At 66.3% G+C, this 16,806-nt stretch carries 16 protein-coding genes; 7 read left to right on the top strand and 9 right to left on the bottom strand.

Annotated elements, in window-relative coordinates; translation table 11 throughout:
* The first annotated feature begins 31 nt into the window (after window positions 1-31).
* Complete coding sequence (locus tag VMT65_RS23030; RefSeq protein ID WP_326310442.1) at window positions 32-958, top strand: PDR/VanB family oxidoreductase; 927 nt, start codon at window positions 32-34, stop codon at window positions 956-958.
* A 40-nt stretch (window positions 959-998) separates the two neighbouring features.
* The gene (locus tag VMT65_RS23025) at window positions 999-1,688 is read left to right on the top strand and encodes a hypothetical protein (protein WP_326310441.1); all 690 of its coding nucleotides are present in this window, start codon (window positions 999-1,001) and stop codon (window positions 1,686-1,688) included.
* Between the two features lie 95 nt (window positions 1,689-1,783).
* On the opposite strand, the gene VMT65_RS23020 is transcribed toward VMT65_RS23025, so the two are convergent.
* Entirely contained in the window at window positions 1,784-2,317 is a 534-nt protein-coding gene (locus tag VMT65_RS23020; RefSeq protein ID WP_326310440.1) for a nitroreductase/quinone reductase family protein, read from the bottom strand.
* A 333-nt stretch (window positions 2,318-2,650) separates the two neighbouring features.
* Between VMT65_RS23020 and VMT65_RS23015 the strand changes: the two genes are divergently transcribed.
* A complete protein-coding gene (locus tag VMT65_RS23015) occupies window positions 2,651-2,878 on the top strand; it encodes a hypothetical protein (protein WP_326310439.1) in 228 nt (75 codons plus the stop codon).
* A 416-nt stretch (window positions 2,879-3,294) separates the two neighbouring features.
* Here VMT65_RS23015 and VMT65_RS23010 read toward each other — a convergent pair whose 3' ends face one another.
* From VMT65_RS23010 to VMT65_RS23000, 3 genes are all read right to left on the bottom strand, one after another.
* On the bottom strand, window positions 3,295-3,723 hold the full coding sequence (locus VMT65_RS23010) for a DUF7691 family protein (RefSeq protein ID WP_326310438.1): 429 nt from the start codon (window positions 3,721-3,723) through the stop codon (window positions 3,295-3,297).
* A gap of 195 nt (window positions 3,724-3,918) precedes the next feature.
* Window positions 3,919-4,287: a VOC family protein gene (locus VMT65_RS23005; protein WP_326310437.1), complete on the bottom strand. Its 369-nt coding sequence runs from the start codon at window positions 4,285-4,287 to the stop codon at window positions 3,919-3,921.
* A gap of 215 nt (window positions 4,288-4,502) precedes the next feature.
* The gene (locus VMT65_RS23000; protein WP_326310436.1) at window positions 4,503-5,369 is read right to left on the bottom strand and encodes an alpha/beta fold hydrolase; all 867 of its coding nucleotides are present in this window, start codon (window positions 5,367-5,369) and stop codon (window positions 4,503-4,505) included.
* A gap of 96 nt (window positions 5,370-5,465) precedes the next feature.
* On the opposite strand from VMT65_RS23000, the gene VMT65_RS22995 reads away from it, so the two are divergent.
* From VMT65_RS22995 to VMT65_RS22980, 4 genes are all read left to right on the top strand, one after another.
* Window positions 5,466-6,083 (top strand): TetR/AcrR family transcriptional regulator, encoded by a 618-nt coding sequence (locus tag VMT65_RS22995; RefSeq protein ID WP_326310435.1) that lies wholly within the window; start codon window positions 5,466-5,468, stop codon window positions 6,081-6,083.
* A gap of 584 nt (window positions 6,084-6,667) precedes the next feature.
* Window positions 6,668-7,603, top strand: a complete 936-nt coding sequence (locus VMT65_RS22990) for a DUF2157 domain-containing protein (protein ID WP_326310434.1) — start codon at window positions 6,668-6,670, stop codon at window positions 7,601-7,603.
* Between the two features lie 143 nt (window positions 7,604-7,746).
* The gene (locus VMT65_RS22985; RefSeq protein ID WP_326310433.1) at window positions 7,747-8,643 is read left to right on the top strand and encodes an NAD(P)H-binding protein; all 897 of its coding nucleotides are present in this window, start codon (window positions 7,747-7,749) and stop codon (window positions 8,641-8,643) included.
* Window positions 8,640-9,290, top strand: coding sequence for a CPBP family intramembrane glutamic endopeptidase (locus VMT65_RS22980; protein WP_326310432.1), 651 nt, complete (start codon window positions 8,640-8,642; stop codon window positions 9,288-9,290). Before VMT65_RS22985 ends, VMT65_RS22980 begins: the two co-directional genes overlap by 4 nt.
* A 133-nt stretch (window positions 9,291-9,423) precedes the next feature.
* Here VMT65_RS22980 and VMT65_RS22975 read toward each other — a convergent pair whose 3' ends face one another.
* The 5 genes from VMT65_RS22975 to VMT65_RS22955 all read right to left on the bottom strand — a co-directional run bounded on the left by VMT65_RS22975 (window position 9,424) and on the right by VMT65_RS22955 (window position 16,660).
* Complete coding sequence (locus tag VMT65_RS22975; RefSeq protein ID WP_326310431.1) at window positions 9,424-11,481, bottom strand: hypothetical protein; 2,058 nt, start codon at window positions 11,479-11,481, stop codon at window positions 9,424-9,426.
* Window positions 11,482-11,607: 126 nt separating this feature from the next.
* Window positions 11,608-12,885 (bottom strand): ABC transporter permease, encoded by a 1,278-nt coding sequence (locus VMT65_RS22970; protein WP_326310430.1) that lies wholly within the window; start codon window positions 12,883-12,885, stop codon window positions 11,608-11,610.
* Window position 12,886: 1 nt separating this feature from the next.
* Window positions 12,887-14,017 (bottom strand): ABC transporter permease, encoded by a 1,131-nt coding sequence (locus VMT65_RS22965; RefSeq protein WP_326310429.1) that lies wholly within the window; start codon window positions 14,015-14,017, stop codon window positions 12,887-12,889.
* A 7-nt stretch (window positions 14,018-14,024) separates the two neighbouring features.
* Window positions 14,025-15,545 (bottom strand): ABC transporter ATP-binding protein, encoded by a 1,521-nt coding sequence (locus tag VMT65_RS22960; protein WP_326310428.1) that lies wholly within the window; start codon window positions 15,543-15,545, stop codon window positions 14,025-14,027.
* Window positions 15,546-15,565: 20 nt separating this feature from the next.
* A complete protein-coding gene (locus tag VMT65_RS22955) occupies window positions 15,566-16,660 on the bottom strand; it encodes a BMP family lipoprotein (protein WP_326310427.1) in 1,095 nt (364 codons plus the stop codon).
* Window positions 16,661-16,806 lie beyond the last annotated feature (146 nt).

The raw sequence follows: 16,806 nt of genomic DNA, 5'->3' as shown, positions 1-16,806 counted from the left end.
GGGCTCGACACCGACTCCACGAGGGGATGCGATGAGCGAGCTGACGGTCCTGGTGACCGACCGGCGGGATGTGGCCGAGGGCGTTTTCGCGCTCGAGCTGACCGCGGCCGGTGCCGGTGCGCTGCCGCCGTGGACACCTGGCGCGCACATCGACGTGCACGCGGGAACCGTTGGGGTCCGACAGTACTCGCTGTGCGGGGATCCCGCCGACGAGCGGCGTTGGCGCATCGCGATCCTGCACGAGCCGGCGGGGCGCGGCGGGTCCGATCATTTGCACCGGACCGCGCTGCCCGGGACCTCGTTACGAGTATCGCTGCCGCGCAACAATTTCGAGCTGGTGCCCAATGACGAGTACCTGTTCGTGGCGGGCGGGATCGGGATCACGCCGATCCTGCCCATGCTCGCGGCGGCCGAGCGGTCCGGGGCGCGGTGGAGTCTGCACTACGGCGCGCGCACCCGCGGCCATCTGTCCTTCACCGATGAGCTGTCCCGCTATTCGTCGGTGAATCTGGTGGCGCAGAACGAATCCGGGCTGCTGCCGATCGCGGATCTGCTCACCGACACCACCGCCGCCGTGTACTGCTGCGGGCCCGCGCCGCTGCTCGACGCCGTCGAGGCCGAGGGCGCGCGCCGCGGAATCGCCGTGCACACCGAGCGGTTCACGCCCCGGCACGTCGACAATGCCGTCGATCGCGCCTTCCAGGTCCGGCTCGCGCACAGTGGTCAGGTGCTGTCGGTCGCGGCGGACCGGTCGATCGTCGACGTCCTCGAAGGCGCGGGCGTCGCGATCGTCACCTCCTGCCGCGAGGGCACCTGCGGCAGCTGTGAGACCACCTTCCTCGAAGGCGAAGTGCAGCACCGGGATTCGGTGCTGACCGCCGATGAACGCGCCCACGGCAGGACGTTGATGCCCTGCGTGTCCCGGGCGCTCTCCGATGTTCTCGTGCTCGACCTGTGACACGGGACGCACCACCAAACCACACGCAGAGAGAAACAGGATGAGGAAAACTGCTGCGGCGTCCGCGCTGCTCGCGGCCGGACTGTGCATCAGCGCAGGCGTCACCACCGGCACGGCCCAGGCGGACACCCCCGCCGCCGTGAACTACACGGCGACCAGCACCGGCACCAACACGGTCGTTCGCACCGACGCGGGGTCCATGACCGTCGAGAACGGCGTCTTCAAAATCAAGGCCGCCGACGGCACCGTGCTCGCCGGAACCGAATTGTCTTTCCGCGTAGACGATTTCGTCTTCCCCATCGCGGCCGACATCTCCGACCACACCGCCACCCTGACCCCGCAGTTCGACGAGGCACACGCCGTCTACCAGCCGGTCGCCCTCCCCTACGAGGACCAGGCCCCCTGGAAAACCCAGTACGACCGCGAACAGGCCGCCTGGGGCCGCATGCGCGACACCATCTCCGTCGGCGCCACCATCGGCACCCTCGTGGGCGGCCTCGGCGGCGCAGCCCTCGGCTGCCTCGCCGGCGCCACCGTAGGCCTGGCCCTCACCGGCGCCCTGGCCACCTTGTTCGGCGCAGGCCCCCTGGCGGGCTGCATCGCCGGTGCCGCGGCAGTCGGCTTCCTCGGCACCATAGCCGGCCAACTGTTCGTAACGGCCCCGGTAGCCATCGCCGCCGCCATCCAATACTTCACCACCATCAACCAGCCCTTCACCCCCGCCAAATAGGCGGCCCCAATCCCGGCGACCTCTCGCCCGGGGGACAGAGACCTCGTCCGGCCCACCAACCCGGACGAGGTCTTCGCCACCCTCCCGACGCGGGGTTACGCCTTCATGATCGGTTCGAGGACCATGATCGGGATGACGCGGGGATACGCGAGACGCTGGAAGAACTCATAGCCTGGATAGGCCGTCAAGCACTTGGGCCACAACGCATCTCGCTCCGAGCTACTCGCCATACGCGCAATAACGCGGCGAGTCTGGGAACCGATCTGAATCGTAGTCTCCGGATGGGCCAACAGATTGTGGAACCAAGCCGGGTTGGTCGACTGGCCAGCCTTCGAGGCCACGACCACGATCGAGTCCCCATCCTGGCAGTAGACCACCGGCGATGTCCGACGCACTCCGGACTTCGCACCGACGTGATCAAGCAACAGAATCCGAGCATTCGGCCACCCCGGAAGGTGACCACCAACCCGACCACCGAACCTGCGATACAACGCCACATGCAGCCTCGTCGAACGTCGCCCCAAATAAACCCCCCGACTGTTGGCGAACCGCGCCCCCAACTCCACCACCCGCCCCACCAAAGTCGAAATCGTCTGCGCAGCAGTGCCCGCATTGCCAATGCCGTCCATCTCGCCCCCTATCCACGACTACTACGGCCGATAGTAGGCCCTTTTCAGCCCGCCCGAAAGCCCCTCAGCCACAATCTCGCCCGCACTCCATTCAGCATTCGCCCGACAGGTCCGCAGTCGTCCTGAACCGAGCGATCAGCGGCACTGCCGGACGTTGCCGGCTGATGGCCCAGTGTCCCGCCTCGGGAGTTCTTCGAACATCCGATCCACGATCGTTCGTTGTTCGGATGGAGTGTATGCGTTCCCCGGACGGGCGAGCATGCAGCGAGTTATTCTGTGCCACAATGCGTTTCAGCCATCCTTATCTGAGTATGTGCGAGAGCGGAGAAGAACATGGCCCAAATCACAGTCGTAAACAACACGGGAAGCGATATCAACGTCTTTGTTGCCAAGGACAACGAAACTGATGACGGTTCCTTCATTACGGTCTCGGCTAATGGCGGCACGGAATCCTGGGATCGGAACAATTGGCAAGCAGTCTTCATCGCGAGGGATCAGGCAGCAGGGTCGCCCCTCGAGGTCGTCCTGGGGGTACCGAATCAGACGGTCTACATCAATTAGCCTCGTTCTTTCGCGGGGCCTTCGGCCCGGCGTTATCGGTTTCTGATTGAGGTTTCGCTGCTAAGCGACAGCGGACAGGCAAGCGGGGGCCGCCCGGTCAGCGGCTACTTAGACACTTGATGGCAGGGCCGGATCCCGGCCAGGATCTGGTCCAGGTGCCCGGTGGGATGCTCTCTCATGCGGCTGCCCACCGTCGTCATTGGTGTGGCTCTCTTCTGGCTTGCCTCCCACCGGACACCGTGTCGGGAGTGGCTGGAAAAGGGTCTGCCCCAGCTCGAAGTAGCGGTGCCCTCCCACCAACCTTCTACCAGAACGTGACGACGTCTCGCCCGGACCTCTTCGACGCGATCAACCAAAGCTCCGTACCGTCGAGATCCTCTAGGGTCGATTCGTTCAACTCGGCGAAGTCGTCGGGATCATCGGACTCCCACAGGCTCAGCGCTCTCGCGCACTTGTCCTTCGTCCAGTAGCCCCCCGCCTGCACGCTCACCGTCCAGGCTGGGAAATTCATCGAACCACGCATAGAGGAAGCGTTCGATACTGAGCCCTTCTGGCACATCGAATTCGTCGTCGAGTTCGTCCAGATCCCCGTGGTGGAAGGTGAAATCGTCGATGTGCTCACCTATGCGAGCGCAGATCGCTTCCAGCGCAGCGAAGTATCGACCTTGCTGCGTTCGCTCGAAGGGCCCGCCGTCGATCAACACTTGCAGCGCTTCGCGATCGGACAACGAGTCCTTTGCCTCGTTGTCGCTCGGCCACGTCACCGTGATCGCATCGAAAAGGGCCGTGTCCGACGAGCCGACCGCCGCCTTCAGCGCGGCCAGATCAGCCAGGTACACCTGCATTACAGAGCTCACACCCGGGAAACTACACACCGCAGCCGATACCCGCTCGGGTCGATCGCGCACGGAACTCGACAGGACAGCGCGGCCGGTCGTTGCCGGGGGCGGGCTTGAGATCAGAAACGGTCGGCCCCAACGATCTTCAGGGCAGACCGTTTGGCCGTCCCGAACCGCGCGGGTCGCGGCATGGGCGCCTGGCTACTCCTGGATCACGGACAGAACATTGCCTGCCGGGTCGGTGAACCATGCGATGAGCGGACCGCCGCCGCGATGGATTCCGCGCTCGTCTTGATCGGCGAACTCGTAACGCTGGAATGTCACTCCGCGCCTGTTGAGTTCGTCCACAGCCTTCTCGATGTCGTCTACCGGAAAGTTGAGCACGGTGAAGCTCGCAGGTTCGTGATCGGGTTTCGGGTAGACCAGCACCCGCCCGCCGCCGGTGCGCAACAGCAGATTTCCCATCCCGGCCTCCTCGACGGGAACGCCGAGTGTGTCCTGGTAGAAGATCCGTGCCGCCTTGATATCGTCCACCGAGAACCCGCTGAACGCTGGAGAGTCTTTGAGCATCCCTGCCTCCTGAATCGGTTTACCTCACCCGAGTGCAGACTCCTCTGTTCGCCGAGAATCATCGGTGAGATCCACTCGTCCGAAACTCGGCACAGAAAGCTGCCCGTCGTTCCGGCCCCGGCATGACCAGCATGCGCGCACGAGTGAGTGCGTCGTCGCCGCGGGCGTGCACTGCCGCGGTCCATCGGCCCTGCACAGGGTTCGCTGTCGCGGTATCAGGTCGGCGAGTCCTTTCGCCGGAGGTGTTCGACGACGAGGCTGCGGACAGGTTCGACGTCGGCCAGGAGGCCGTGGCCCGCGCCGGGGAGGATTACCGTGTGCGCCCCGGCACGCTTGGCGACGTCCGCAGCCTCCTCAGGGTCATGCACCTGGCTCGCCCCGGCCAGGGCGACGAGGGTCGGGACCGGCAGGTGCGGCAGCCCGTCCGGCAGGTGGGGATGAACGATCGGCGAGGCCGGGAAGTGAGCGGCTCCGTGAGCGAGCAGGTCGAGGTAGGCCTCCACATCGGCCGGCCCGCTGCCCGGGGCGCCCGGTGCCAGCATCGCGCGGGCATCCTCGAAAGTCGGGTGCGGGTCGCGGTTTCGGCCCAACGCTTCGAACTCGGGACTGAGCCTGGCGAAGACTAGAGGAGGATCGAGCAGGACCAGCCGCCGCACCCGTTCCGGATGGGCGAGCGCGAACCGGAACGCGAGGTGGCCGCCCAGGGACTGGCCGCACAGGTCGGCGGCCGGTAGCCCGAGCAGATCGAAAGTTTCCGCCAGCCAGTCCACGAGATCGTCCATGCTGGTCAAGGCAGCGCCGGTATGTCGGCTGCGGCCCGGCTCGCCCATGGTGTCCACGGCTCGCACGTGATGCTCCTCGGCCAGCGAACCAACTACCGGATACCACATTCCGGCCGTGCCACCGTACCCGTGGAGCAGGACCAGCGACGGCGCGGCGGTCGGGCCCGCGGACGTGACTCGTGTCGTTCCGTACCGCCCCGGAAGATCTACCGTCTCGGCCGGCACCGGCCAATATGCCATCACTGCGTCGTAGGCAGCGAAATATGCTGCCTCGAGCTCAGGGTCGGCGAATGCGGTCATCGCACACTCCCACCTCGAAACGGCTGGTCACTCGCGCCACCTTTCCAAGTCACCCGTATTATGTCAGATGTATGGTTATAGCGAAAGGGATGCGCGTTGCCGAAACAGGTCGACCACCGAGAACGCCGCGAAACCATCGCACGCGCACTGTGGCGGGTAGTGGAACAACAAGGCTGGACCCGGGCGACGATGCGCGAGGTCGCCAGCGAGGCGGGCGTCTCCCTCGGCCAGCTCCAGCACTATTTCGCCTCTCGGACAGCGATGCTCGAATTCGCGATGGAGTTCGCTTCCGAACAGACTTCGCAGCGCGTCACCCGAAGCCTCGACCGACTCGGCTCGCCCCCGCACCCCCGAGACGCCCTGCGCGTGACCCTCATGGAGATGCTCCCCCTCCACGCGGACGCCCGCGCCACCAGCCGAATGAGTGCCGCCTACACTCTCGAGGCACTGCACGACCCGGAGCTGCACGAACGGGCCCGCCTCGGACTCCGGAACGGCAGAGCACTGACCGAACACCTGATCAAGCAAGCAATCACCGAAGGCCACATCCCACCGGATCGCGATCCGGTCATAGAGACAAATCTCCTGCTCGCACTGACCGGCTTCACTCCGCTTCTCGACCTCGACGTCATCGATTCCGACGCCGTGGCGGCCGCGATCGATTACTACCTCGACAGACTCTTCGACGGCACATCGCAACGCCCCAACCAGTGAGGCGGGAACCGGCCAGCGATACGGTCACCTGGCTCAATCCCACACTATCGCAGAGGAATTGGCCAAATCGGCCCGGTCAGCTCGGAATAGTGCGAGGAATAGCCAATCATCCGGCATTCGGCATTTCAGGGCGTTCGGGCGGTACCAGATCGGCTCGGCCCGTTGATCTTCGATCACCCGCGCCGACTGGTTCGGTCTGCGCGGCAAGCGGTTCGACGAGGTACGAGGTGTTCGGCGGCACGCAGGGACTGACATTGCCCACCCATCCCATCAACGAACTTGCGATTCATGACCCGAGCCCGACGCATGTCGAAATCGAGGCATCTCGGCGCAGCTTCCAGTTGAGACCTCTGTCCGTTGTGCACGATTTGTTGACCACCATCAACCAGCCCTTCACCCCCGCCAAATAGGCGGCGCAGGCCCGGCGAACCTCGCCCGGGGGACGCAGACCCCGTCCGGACCAATTCCGGGCGGGGTCTTTGGCTTTGCCGAACGGGAGTCCGCCGACGCGGCGAAAGCCGCAGCGGCCAACCACCGAGGGCCGCGTCGGTTACGCGAACTGTCCTGCGGCGGATATAGAAGGCATGACTGATGATCAGGCGGTGGGGGTCGCCCTTGGGCGGCTGGTCGACGAAGGGGTTTTGACCGCTTCGCAACGCGATGCCGTGGTGGCGGCGCTGGCGCGAGAGCGGGCGCGGCCGACTGCGGGGCGGCTGGCCGCGGAGATCGCGGCGTATGCGGGGGCGGGTCTGCTGCTGAGCGGGGTTGTGCTGCTCACGGATTCGGGTTGGGAGCATGTGAATCGGCTGTGGCGAGTGCTCGCGCTGAGCTTCGTCACCGCGTTGCTGGTGCTCGGCGGTGTGGCGCTGGCCGGGCCGAAACAGTTGTTCGCCGAACGCATTCCGGCACGGACCCCGCGAAATCGACTCGCGGCGGCATTGTTCGCGCTGGCGGCGCTGTCCGTCGCAGAGATGGTCGGCGTGGCAGAGGGTGACGGGAGTTGGGTGTGGCCCATTCTCCTAGCGGCCGTGGTGGCCGTTGCCGGATATTGGGCGCTGCCGTCCCTGGTGGGTTTGGTGGCCGCCGTCAGCTTCGGCACCTGGGCGGTGGGCGGAATGTTCGACGCCTGGGCGCACGCTCCGAGCTTCGTGGTCGGGATCGCTGTCCTGGTCATGGGCGGAATCTGGTTGGGACTCACCCGAATCGGCCTGGCGGTTCCCACCTGGGCAGGCTACGCGGGCGGCATCATTGTCGGCGTCATCGGCGCGGAACTCACCGATCACGACTGGCTTTGGGTCGCAGCACTGATCCTGCTCGTCGCCGCGGCGAGTTTCGCCCTGTACGTCACCGACCGCTCGCCCGTGCTATTGATCGGCGGCGGTGCGAGCCTGGCACTGGCCGTGATTCGCGCCGTCTGGTACTGGACAGGCCACTCGACCGGTGCGGCGGCGGTCATCATCCTGATCGGCGTGGTGCTACTCGGAATCGCCGGAAGACGCCTCATAGGCGACCATTCCTGACCAAGACCTGCCTGTGCCTCACGCAATACCCCGCTGTCGATCGACGGGAGTCGACCTGACGCGGTCGGGGTACAGCACGTCGGTTATGTTCGAGCCAGCTCGCGTTTGGTTCCGCTCGTATCGCTCGCGGAGAGGAATCTCGCATGACTGTGCTTGTGGCAGGCGCCTCCGGGTTCGTCGGCACCTGGTTGTGCCCGGGGCTGGAGCGGGCAGGACATCCGGTGCGGGCCATGACACGGCGGCCCCGGTCATATTCGGGGGCTGGCACGGCGGTGCGCGGGGATGTCGATGATCCCGCCTCGCTGCGGCAGGCGATGCAAGGGTGCGACAGTGCCTACTATCTGGTGCATTCGCTCGATGACCCGAACTTCGAGCAGCGCGATGCCGAGGCAGCACGGAATTTCGGCCGGGCTGCCGCCGACGCGGGGCTGCGCCGGATCGTCTACCTCGGTGGGTTGGGCGACGATCGCGACGACCTGTCCCCACACCTGCGCAGCCGCCGGGAGGTCGAGCGGCTGCTCGGGGCGGCCGATGTGCCGGTCACCACGCTGCGTGCGGGCGTGATCGTCGGCCACGGTGGCATCTCCTGGGAGATGACTCGTCAGCTGGTGGAGCATTTGCCCGCCATGGTCACCCCGAAATGGGTTCGGGTCAGGACGCAGCCCATCGCGATCACCGACGTGGTCCGCTATCTGGTCGGGGTACTGGACGCGCCGCAAGCCCTGGGCCGCACCTTCGACATCGGCGGTCCCGAGGTCCTGTCCTACGGCGATATGCTCCGCCGCCTGGCGGCCATCGAGGGCCGTCCGCTCGTGGTGGTGCCGGTCCCGCTCCTGTCACCCCGGTTGTCCGCGCTCTGGCTGTCGCTGGTGACCGATGTCGACGCCCGCACCGGCCGCTCGCTGGTCGAATCGATGACGAATGAAACGGTGGTGCGCGACAACAGCATTCGTGACGTGGTGCCCTTCGAGCCGATGGATTACGACGAGGCGGTGCTGTGCGCGCTCGGCCAGCGGGCCAAGGCTCGGCAGGCCGCATGACAGTGGCATCGTGGCGGCGCGTCGCAGTCACCGGCTGCACCGTTCTCGGGGCCGGGCTATTGCGCGCATCGCTGTCGGCGCGTCCGGACAGCCGAGCGTTCTACGGTCTGAGCCTGGCGACCGCCGCCGCCTGGACGGTGGGCGGTACGGTCCTCGGTCCGCCACGGCTGGGGAACAAGTCGGGTGCCTTGTTCGCGCTGCCGATCGGCGGTGCCGCGTTCGGGGTGTTCTACGGTTGCGCGCTGGTGGCCCGCCGCATTCCAACTCTGAACCGAGCGATCTCCGATGTGCTGCGCTATGCCGACCAGGCGCCGCCGGGCCGGGCGCTGTTCATCGCGCTGGTCAGCGGGGCAGGCGAGGAGCTGTTCTTCCGGGGGCCGGTCTACACCGTGGCCGGCACGTGCCCGGTCGCCGTATCCACCGGCGTGTACTGCCTGACCACCACCGCCACCCGCAACCCCGCCCTGGCCCTCGCCTCTGCGCTGATGGGCACGGTCTTCGGACTGCAGCGCCGGGCAACCGGCGGCGTTGTCGCACCCCTGCTCACCCACCTCACCTGGTCCACCCTCATCATTCGCCACCTTCCCGCGGTTTTCCCCAACTCCCCACGGCCCCAGTGTTTTTCACAGAAGCAGTCGGAACGTTAGTGATGCGCAGACTGGGACGCGGGTCCGCAATGCGATACGCGTATTTCTGGCCGCGCAGGCTGAGTTCCACATGCTTGAAGTTGCGACATGCGAAGGCCGCGGTCTGGACTCGGGCACGCTGGCGGTTACGTGCCTATACCTGCGCCGTGATTCGGGCGATGGCCGAAGTGCAGAGTGTCACTAGCTTTTCGTCCCGCTCGAGAAAGCCGGACATGGCAAAGCCCGCACGCGCGATAAGGCGTTGCGGCTCGGCCAGCTCATCGCGCAGCAGCGGCAGGAACGATTCGGCTGCCGCACCGAGCATGCCTACACACTCGGCGATCGTGTCGCGCCCATGGGTGTGCTCTTGCCACTCGGCCGCGAAAACCGGTAGCGCCAATTCGGCTTCCCCGGTGATGCGGACCAGCGCCTCCCCGGCTGTGATCCGGTTCCACCGCTCGTCCGATGTCAGGAGGGGAAGCAGGGATTCGACCAACGGTGTACCTTGCTCGCCCATTTTCCCGGCCACCACTGCCGCTTGATCCGCCTCCTCGGTGCCGAACCAGGACCTCACTACCGGCACGACCAGGTCGCTGTCGCCGGTGATCGACCATGCTGTCTCGGCCGCGCGCAGTGCCACACTCGGGTTCGGACTCCACATCAGCTCGATCACCATCGGCAGCGCGGCTGCCGCTGCCTGGCCGAAGCATTTCAGTGGGTACAAGGCCTTGTACATCATCGGGTAGTGCTCGGCTCGGATCGCGGCATCGAGTATCCGCTGGACGTCCTGCAGCGCCTCGTGTACGCCGAGGCAACCAGCAGCCGTGAGGAGGTTGTCGAGCGACGTGCCATCGCCACCGCCGAGTTCTCTTGTGGTCTCGGCGATCTGCTCCAACACAGCGGGGACGAACTCGCGGCGGTGCGCGGTGTACGCGCCCAACCTACGAACGAGCCGTCCGGTATCGCGGCCGGTGTAGAGGGCCGCGACCATTCCGGGAACGGCCCGCGCGTCGCCGAGTCGGGCCACGGCGCACAACATCCTCTGATAGTGGGCTCGAATCTCCTCGTCAGGGTGGCACCACGATTCCGGTCCGGCCGAGACAACCTGCTCGGCGAGGGCGTCCGCTGCCGGCGCGGCGAGACCGTAGGTGTCCGACAATGCTTCCGCCGCCGCATGGCGGACCTCGCGCTCCGGTGCACGGAGCTGACCACCGATCATGTCGATCAGATGCTCGAACGATCCGCGCCAACTTTGAATGAGCTGGTCACTCAGACGTAGCGCGTTGACGCGTCGCTCCGGATCCGGGTCGTGCAGGCGATGTTCGAGGAGCGAGATGCGATCGGCCGTACGTCCGGTGAGCGCATTGTCCAACTCGCACAGGAGATCCCCGATCCACGCGTCAGCGCGGGCCGCCGGTTTGGGAGCGAGCTCACGCAGCATCCCGGACAGGGTCGGCGTGAACGGTCGGTCGTCCGGCGGGGCGGCGGTGTAACTGGGATATTCGCTGATCTCCTGCAGCAGGGCAACGGTTTTCGCGCCGAGATCATCGACCCAGGGCTCGGGTGCCAGCCGGATGGCATGGACCAGCGCCGCTAGGCGAGTGCCGGGATCGTCGGCAGCAAGCGCGATCCGACCCAGCCAGTCGGTAACGGACGCGGTGTCGGCGCGCGCAGCCATGTCGGCAGCCGCACGGATCAACGTGATGCGGCATTCGATCACGGGCTCCGATTCCAGCCGTCCCCGCAACAATGCCAGCACGTGTTCGGTGTCGGCCGAAAACAGCGCCAGCGCCGCGGCGGCCGCCGATCGTACCTCGACATCCGGATCCGCCAGCAGGGGCGCGAAGTCCTCGGCGCGGTCTTGGATTATCAAGTGTGCCTGCGCATATGGCGCGCAGTTCGCGGACGTGTCGGAGCCACCCTGGACTCTCGCCCTCGCGGACGTGCCGATGGAGACGAGCAGCTGCGCCACGGGCCCACGGTCCGCAATGGAACTGTCCGTGATCAATTCGAACAGAAACGGCAAACACGCGACCGTCGAATCATACACATCGCCCTGGTGGTGCACGGCCGCCGAGAACCACTCCAGGGCAATCTCCCGCTCGCACGGATCGTCCGATACGAAGCCCAGCAGCATCTCCGGCACATCTCCGGCCGGACCGTAGGCATGCTGTAGCGAAGGCCAATTGATGTTGAGCAATCCAGCGAACATGACCCGCACTATGCACCACCGCACCGACATCACGATGCCGGTCGCTACGTCGAGAGCGGAATCACGCCGGAGGCGGCGATGTCGCCTCCGAGCCGAAATCCGCCAGTTGCGTCGCGATCTCGGGATCTATTCGGCTGTATAGGGTTCGCCGTCGGCTTTGGGTGGGCGGGTTTGGCCTACTGCGCCTGCGACGGCTATCACCGTGAGGAGGTAGGGGGTCATTTGTAGGACTTCGGTGGGGATGGGGGTGGCTAGGACTTGGAGTTGGCCCTGGAGGGCCTTGGTGAAGCCGAAGAAGAGGGCGGCGCAGGTGGATCCGAGGGGGTGCCAGCGGCCCATGATGAGGGCGGCCAGGGCGATGAAGCCGTTGCCTGCTGTCATTTCCTTGGTGAAGCCGCCGGTGGAGCCGATCGTGAAGTATGCGCCGCCCAGGCCGGCGATCACGCCTGCCGCGAGTACTGCTTGGTAGCGGATGCGCAGGACGTTGATGCCGACGGTTGCGGCGGCGCGGGGGTGTTCGCCGACGGCTCGCACGCGCAGGCCCCAGGGGGTGCGGTACAGCACGAAGGTGATCAGGGCTACGAGGACGACCATGGCGTAGACCAGGGCCGTCTGGTCGAAGATCGTCGGTCCGATGATCGGGATCGAGGACAGCACGGGGACGGCGATGGGCTGGAGGGTGCCCGGGGTGTTGAATCGGGCCGAGCCGTCGGGGAGCGCGGTGAGCTGGTCGAACAGGAAACCGGTGATGCCGGTGGCGAGTACGACCAGCACCACGCCGAGCACGATCTGATTGACCAGGTAGCGAATCGAGAAGACGGCGAGCAGCCAGGCCACGAAGACACCGGCCAGCAGCGCGGCCACCACGCCGACGAGCAGGCTGCCGCTCACCGTCGCGACAATGGCCGCGGCGAACGCCCCGGCCAGGAGTTGGCCCTCGATGGCGATATTGATGACGCCCGCCCGTTCGCACAGCACCCCCGCCAGCGCACCCAGAATCAGCGGGGTGGAAAGCGCCAGCGTGCCTTGGATCTGATTGGTGAGCGGGAACAGCTTGCCCGATGCCGCCCAGCAGATGAAGGCCATCACGAAGGAACAGCCGAACAGCGCGAAGGCGGCGACCGCCCATCGCCCGGACAGACCGCGCCACAGCTGGGCGACCGCTATCACCAGCGTGATCGCGGCGGGCACCGCCGCGGCCGGTCGCGCGGGCAGGCGCAGATCCCCGGGGCCGCTGGAACCCGTTGCGGCCAAACGGAAGTCGACCGTCCCGGCGGCGGTGAGCACCGCCAGCACCACCGCCGTGAGCGCGAGGATCAGCAGCAGAATCCCCAGGCGCAGCCGTCGACGCCGATGCTCGGGCGACTCCAGGTGGCGAGCGATATCGGCAGCGTCGGTTGCCATTTCAGTTCCACCCTTTCGCGAGCACGGCCTGCGCGCCCTCGGCCCGAATCCGGAAGACCGTGCGCACCAGGGCCGGTGCCGCCACCAGCAGGACGATCACGGCCTGCAGGACGGTCACCAGGGTGAGCGGGGTGCCGGTGGCCGCCTGCATCTCGTTTCCGCCGGAGTGCAGGGCACCGAAAAGCAGTGCCGCGCAGACCGTTCCGACGGGTGTGCCGCGGCCGAGCAGGGCGACGGTGATGCCGTCGAAGCCGAACGATCCGGCGATGCCGTTCGTCAGGGGCAGATCCGTGCCCAGCACCTGCTGCGTGCCGGCCAATCCGGCCAGGCCGCCCGCGATCAGCATGGCCAGGACATAGGCCCGGTCGATCGGGATACCGGCGGTGCGCGCCGCATCGTGATTCGCGCCGACGGCGCGCAGTCGGAAGCCCAGTGTCGATCGCGACAGCAGCCACCACACGAAGACCGCCGCGAGCAGCGCGACGAACAGGCCGAAATGCAGTCGGGTGCCGCCGAATCGGGGAAGCTGCGCGGTGGCGTCGACGATCGGACTGATCGGCTCGTGCCGTCCGGGCCGCTGCAGCGCGTGGGTGGTGAGCAGCCAGGTCAGCGCGTACAGCGCGACATAGTTGCCCATGATGGTGACGATGACCTCGTGAGCACCGATGCGCGCCTTGAGAATTCCGGCGATGCCGCCCCACAGCGCCCCTCCGGCGACACCGGCCGCCAACGCCGCCAGCACATGGATTCCGGCGGGCAGGTGCACGGCGAAACCCACCCATCCCGCGGCCAGAGCACCGGCGATGAGCTGCCCCTGCGCACCGATATTGAACAGCCCGGTGCGGAAGGCCAAGGTGACCGACAAGCCGGTGCAGATCAACGGTGTTGCCGCGACCAAGGTCTCGGCGAGCTGGTGCCGACCGCCGAAGGCGCCCAGAAACAGCGCCCGGTAGGTGTCGCCCACCGCGTGGGCCGCCGCCGAGAAGGTATCGGTGGGCCGCGCCAGGAAATACCCGAACGCCGAGGTCACGGTGGGGGTGCTGACAATGATGAGAACCGCGCCGACCAGCAGCGCCAGCAGGACGGCGAGGACACTGACGGTCAGCTCGCGCAACCACTTTCGTTCGAACACCTTCCGGTCAAACATCGCCGCCCCCAGCCGCGGGTACGCCTCCGGCCATCATGAGCCCCAGCCGGTCGCGCGGGGTATCGGGACCGACGACGCCGACGATGCGGCCGCGATACATCACGATGATGCGGTCCGACAGCGCGTAGATCTCGTCCAATTCGGTGGAGACGATCAATACGGCGGTGCCCTGATCTCGTTCCCGGACCAGGCGATTGTGCACGAACTCGATCGACCCGACATCCAGCCCACGAGTCGGCTGCCCCGCGATGAGCACCCGCAGCGGTCGGGACAGTTCCCGCGCCAGCACCACCTTCTGCTGATTGCCCCCGGACAGCGCCTGCACCGGCTCGGCCGGTGACCGGCCGCGAATGTCGAACTCCTCCATGCGGTGAACAGCATTGCGCTGCACCGCATTCGGTGATAACACACCGTGCCGGGAGAATTCGGGGCGGTCGATCAGATCCAGGACGAGGTTCTCGGCAATGCTGAACACGCCGATATAGCCATCGTGCGAACGATCCTCGGGAACATATCCGATTCCGGCGTCCAGATGTCGGCGCGGCGAGCGGCCCACCAACTCCTGCCCGCCCACGGTGATCGACCCGCGCACCGGTGCCCGCAAGCCGACCAGCGCGCTGATCAGCTCGGACTGCCCATTGCCCGCCACCCCTGCCACACCGACGATTTCGCCGCCGTCGACGCGGAAGGACACGTCGTCCACCTGTATCGTGCCGTCGACGCCGGTGAGGGTGAGGCCCTCGACGACGAGCGCCGGGCACCTGGGCGGCGCGGCCGTCTTGGCGACGACGAGTTCCACCGAACGCCCGACCATCAGTTCGGCGAGCTGGGTTTCGGCGGTGTCGGGTCCGACGGTGCCGACCACCTTGCCGCGGCGAATCACGGTGATCCGGTCGGCGATTCGCCGGACCTCCTTGAGCTTGTGCGAGATGAAGATGATCGACGTGCCGGTCGCGGCGATGGCGCGCAGCACCTCGATCAACTCGTCGATCTCCTGCGGGGTGAGCACCGCGGTCGGTTCGTCGAGGATCAGCACCTCGACGTCGTTGGCCAACGCCTTGAGGATCTCCACCCGCTGCTTCTCACCCACCGACAGGTCGGACACCAATGCGTCCGGGTCCACCGGCAGGCCGTAGCGTCGCGACAGTTCCCGCACCTGCCGCCGCGCCGCGCCGCGGTCGAGCACGGCCCAGCCGGTGGTCGGCTCCCGGCCCAGCATGAGATTCTCGGCGACGGTGAAAACCGGCACCAGCATGAAATGCTGGTGCACCATGCCGATTCCGGCGGCGATCGCCGCCGCGGGCGAGGGGCACACAAGGGGCTCTCCGTCGAGCCGGATCTCACCCGAATCCGGCGGCGACAGGCCGTAGAGCATATTCATCAATGTGGTCTTGCCCGCACCGTTCTCGCCGAGCAGACAATGGATTTCACCCGGCTCGACGATCAGGTCGATGCCGTCGTTGGCGACGAAGTCACCGAATCGCTTGGTGAGCGAACGTAATTCGAGCCTCATCGGGGCCTCCGAGTCACAACCTATTTGGCCGCGGGCTGCGCCTTCGACGCGATGGTGACCTTCCCGCTCGCCAAATCCGCTGTCAGCGCCGTGATCTCACTCTTCAGGTCGGCTGGTATGGCGGCGTCGAACTCATGGTAGGGCGCCAGTTCGACACCCTTGTTGGCCAGCGTGCCGACGTAGGTGGTGTTGGTGAAGGCCTTGTTGTAGGCGTCGGTGACCGCCTTCGCCACCGCGACGTCCATCGCCTTCTGCACGCTGGTCAGCAGGACCGGGCAGTATTCCGCGGCGCTCACGCACCCGTCGGTGTCGACCCAGACCGCGGTGACCTTGCCTCCGGAGGACTTCGCGGCCTCCAGCGCACCCAGTCCGGCCGGGCCCGCGACCGGCATCAGGATGTCGGCGCCCTGGCTGATCAGGTCGTTGGCCTTGGTCTTGGCGGTGTTCTTGTCCTGGAAGTCGTTGGTGACCACGCCCTGTTGGGTCGCCTCGTCCCAGCCGAGCAGCTGGACCTGCTTGCCCTTCTGTTTGTCGTAATACGCGACACCCTCGGCGAATCCGTCCATGAAGATGGCCACGGTCGGAATATTGATGCCGCCGAAGGTGCCGACCTTGCCGGTTTTCGTCATACCGGCCGCGAGGTATCCGGCCAGGAACGAGGGCTGCGCGGAATTGAAGGTCAGGCCCTGCAGGTTCGGCAGCGGCGGGAACTTCTGCGGATCGGTGTAGGAGTAGTCGACGATCGCGAAGTCGATGTTCGGATTCGCCTTGGCCGCCGCGTAGGTGACATCGCCCTGTTTGAAGCCGATGGTCACGATGATGCTGCACTTCTGCCGGACCATCGTATCGATATTGGTGGGGTAGTCGTTGTCCGACTTGGACTCCAGCTGAGACTTCGAAATACCGAGAGCCGCAACGGCATCGGTGATCCCCTTGTAGGAGGTCTGGTTGAACGACTTGTCGTCGAACCCGCCGGAGTCCGACACTATGCAGGCCTTGAAGTCCTTCGCTCCCGGACCTCCCGATTTCCCCTGATCTCCCGGTGGCGACCCGCAGGCCCCGATGGTCAGCGCGAGCACGCTCGCGGCGGTGAGAGTACGCAACCGTCCGCCCATGGTGAGCTCCTAGACAGCAAGATCGTCGAGCCGATCTGACGATCTTGCCGCAGCGGGCCCGAAAATGTGCCCGTTTCAACCTATTCGCTTTGGCTCGGGGTAATCCCCCAGGGCGATTCCGGGGTGTCGCCGGATCGCTTTCAGGC

It is taken from the genome of Nocardia sp. CDC153, assembly GCF_035818515.1.
Classification (GTDB): Bacteria; Actinomycetota; Actinomycetes; order Mycobacteriales; family Mycobacteriaceae; genus Nocardia.
The sequence above is the reverse complement of the archived record's forward strand: the minus strand, read 5'-3'. Positions and strand labels throughout refer to the sequence as shown.

What these genes read in the sequence shown, in the direction of transcription:
- VMT65_RS23000 (WP_326310436.1), bottom strand. Translation starts at nt 5,369, where the DNA reads ATGACCGCATTCGCCGACCCTGAGCTCGAGGCAGCATATTTCGCTGCC.
- VMT65_RS23005 (WP_326310437.1), bottom strand. Translation starts at nt 4,287, where the DNA reads ATGCTCAAAGACTCTCCAGCGTTCAGCGGGTTCTCGGTGGACGATATC.
- VMT65_RS22970 (WP_326310430.1), bottom strand. Translation starts at nt 12,885, where the DNA reads ATGGCAACCGACGCTGCCGATATCGCTCGCCACCTGGAGTCGCCCGAG.
- VMT65_RS22975 (WP_326310431.1), bottom strand. Translation starts at nt 11,481, where the DNA reads ATGTTCGCTGGATTGCTCAACATCAATTGGCCTTCGCTACAGCATGCC.
- VMT65_RS22955 (WP_326310427.1), bottom strand. Translation starts at nt 16,660, where the DNA reads ATGGGCGGACGGTTGCGTACTCTCACCGCCGCGAGCGTGCTCGCGCTG.
- VMT65_RS23015 (WP_326310439.1), top strand. Translation starts at nt 2,651, where the DNA reads ATGGCCCAAATCACAGTCGTAAACAACACGGGAAGCGATATCAACGTC.
- VMT65_RS23030 (WP_326310442.1), top strand. Translation starts at nt 32, where the DNA reads ATGAGCGAGCTGACGGTCCTGGTGACCGACCGGCGGGATGTGGCCGAG.
- VMT65_RS22980 (WP_326310432.1), top strand. Translation starts at nt 8,640, where the DNA reads ATGACAGTGGCATCGTGGCGGCGCGTCGCAGTCACCGGCTGCACCGTT.
- VMT65_RS22960 (WP_326310428.1), bottom strand. Translation starts at nt 15,545, where the DNA reads ATGAGGCTCGAATTACGTTCGCTCACCAAGCGATTCGGTGACTTCGTC.
- VMT65_RS22990 (WP_326310434.1), top strand. Translation starts at nt 6,668, where the DNA reads ATGACTGATGATCAGGCGGTGGGGGTCGCCCTTGGGCGGCTGGTCGAC.
- VMT65_RS23025 (WP_326310441.1), top strand. Translation starts at nt 999, where the DNA reads ATGAGGAAAACTGCTGCGGCGTCCGCGCTGCTCGCGGCCGGACTGTGC.
- VMT65_RS23010 (WP_326310438.1), bottom strand. Translation starts at nt 3,723, where the DNA reads ATGCAGGTGTACCTGGCTGATCTGGCCGCGCTGAAGGCGGCGGTCGGC.
- VMT65_RS23020 (WP_326310440.1), bottom strand. Translation starts at nt 2,317, where the DNA reads ATGGACGGCATTGGCAATGCGGGCACTGCTGCGCAGACGATTTCGACT.
- VMT65_RS22985 (WP_326310433.1), top strand. Translation starts at nt 7,747, where the DNA reads ATGACTGTGCTTGTGGCAGGCGCCTCCGGGTTCGTCGGCACCTGGTTG.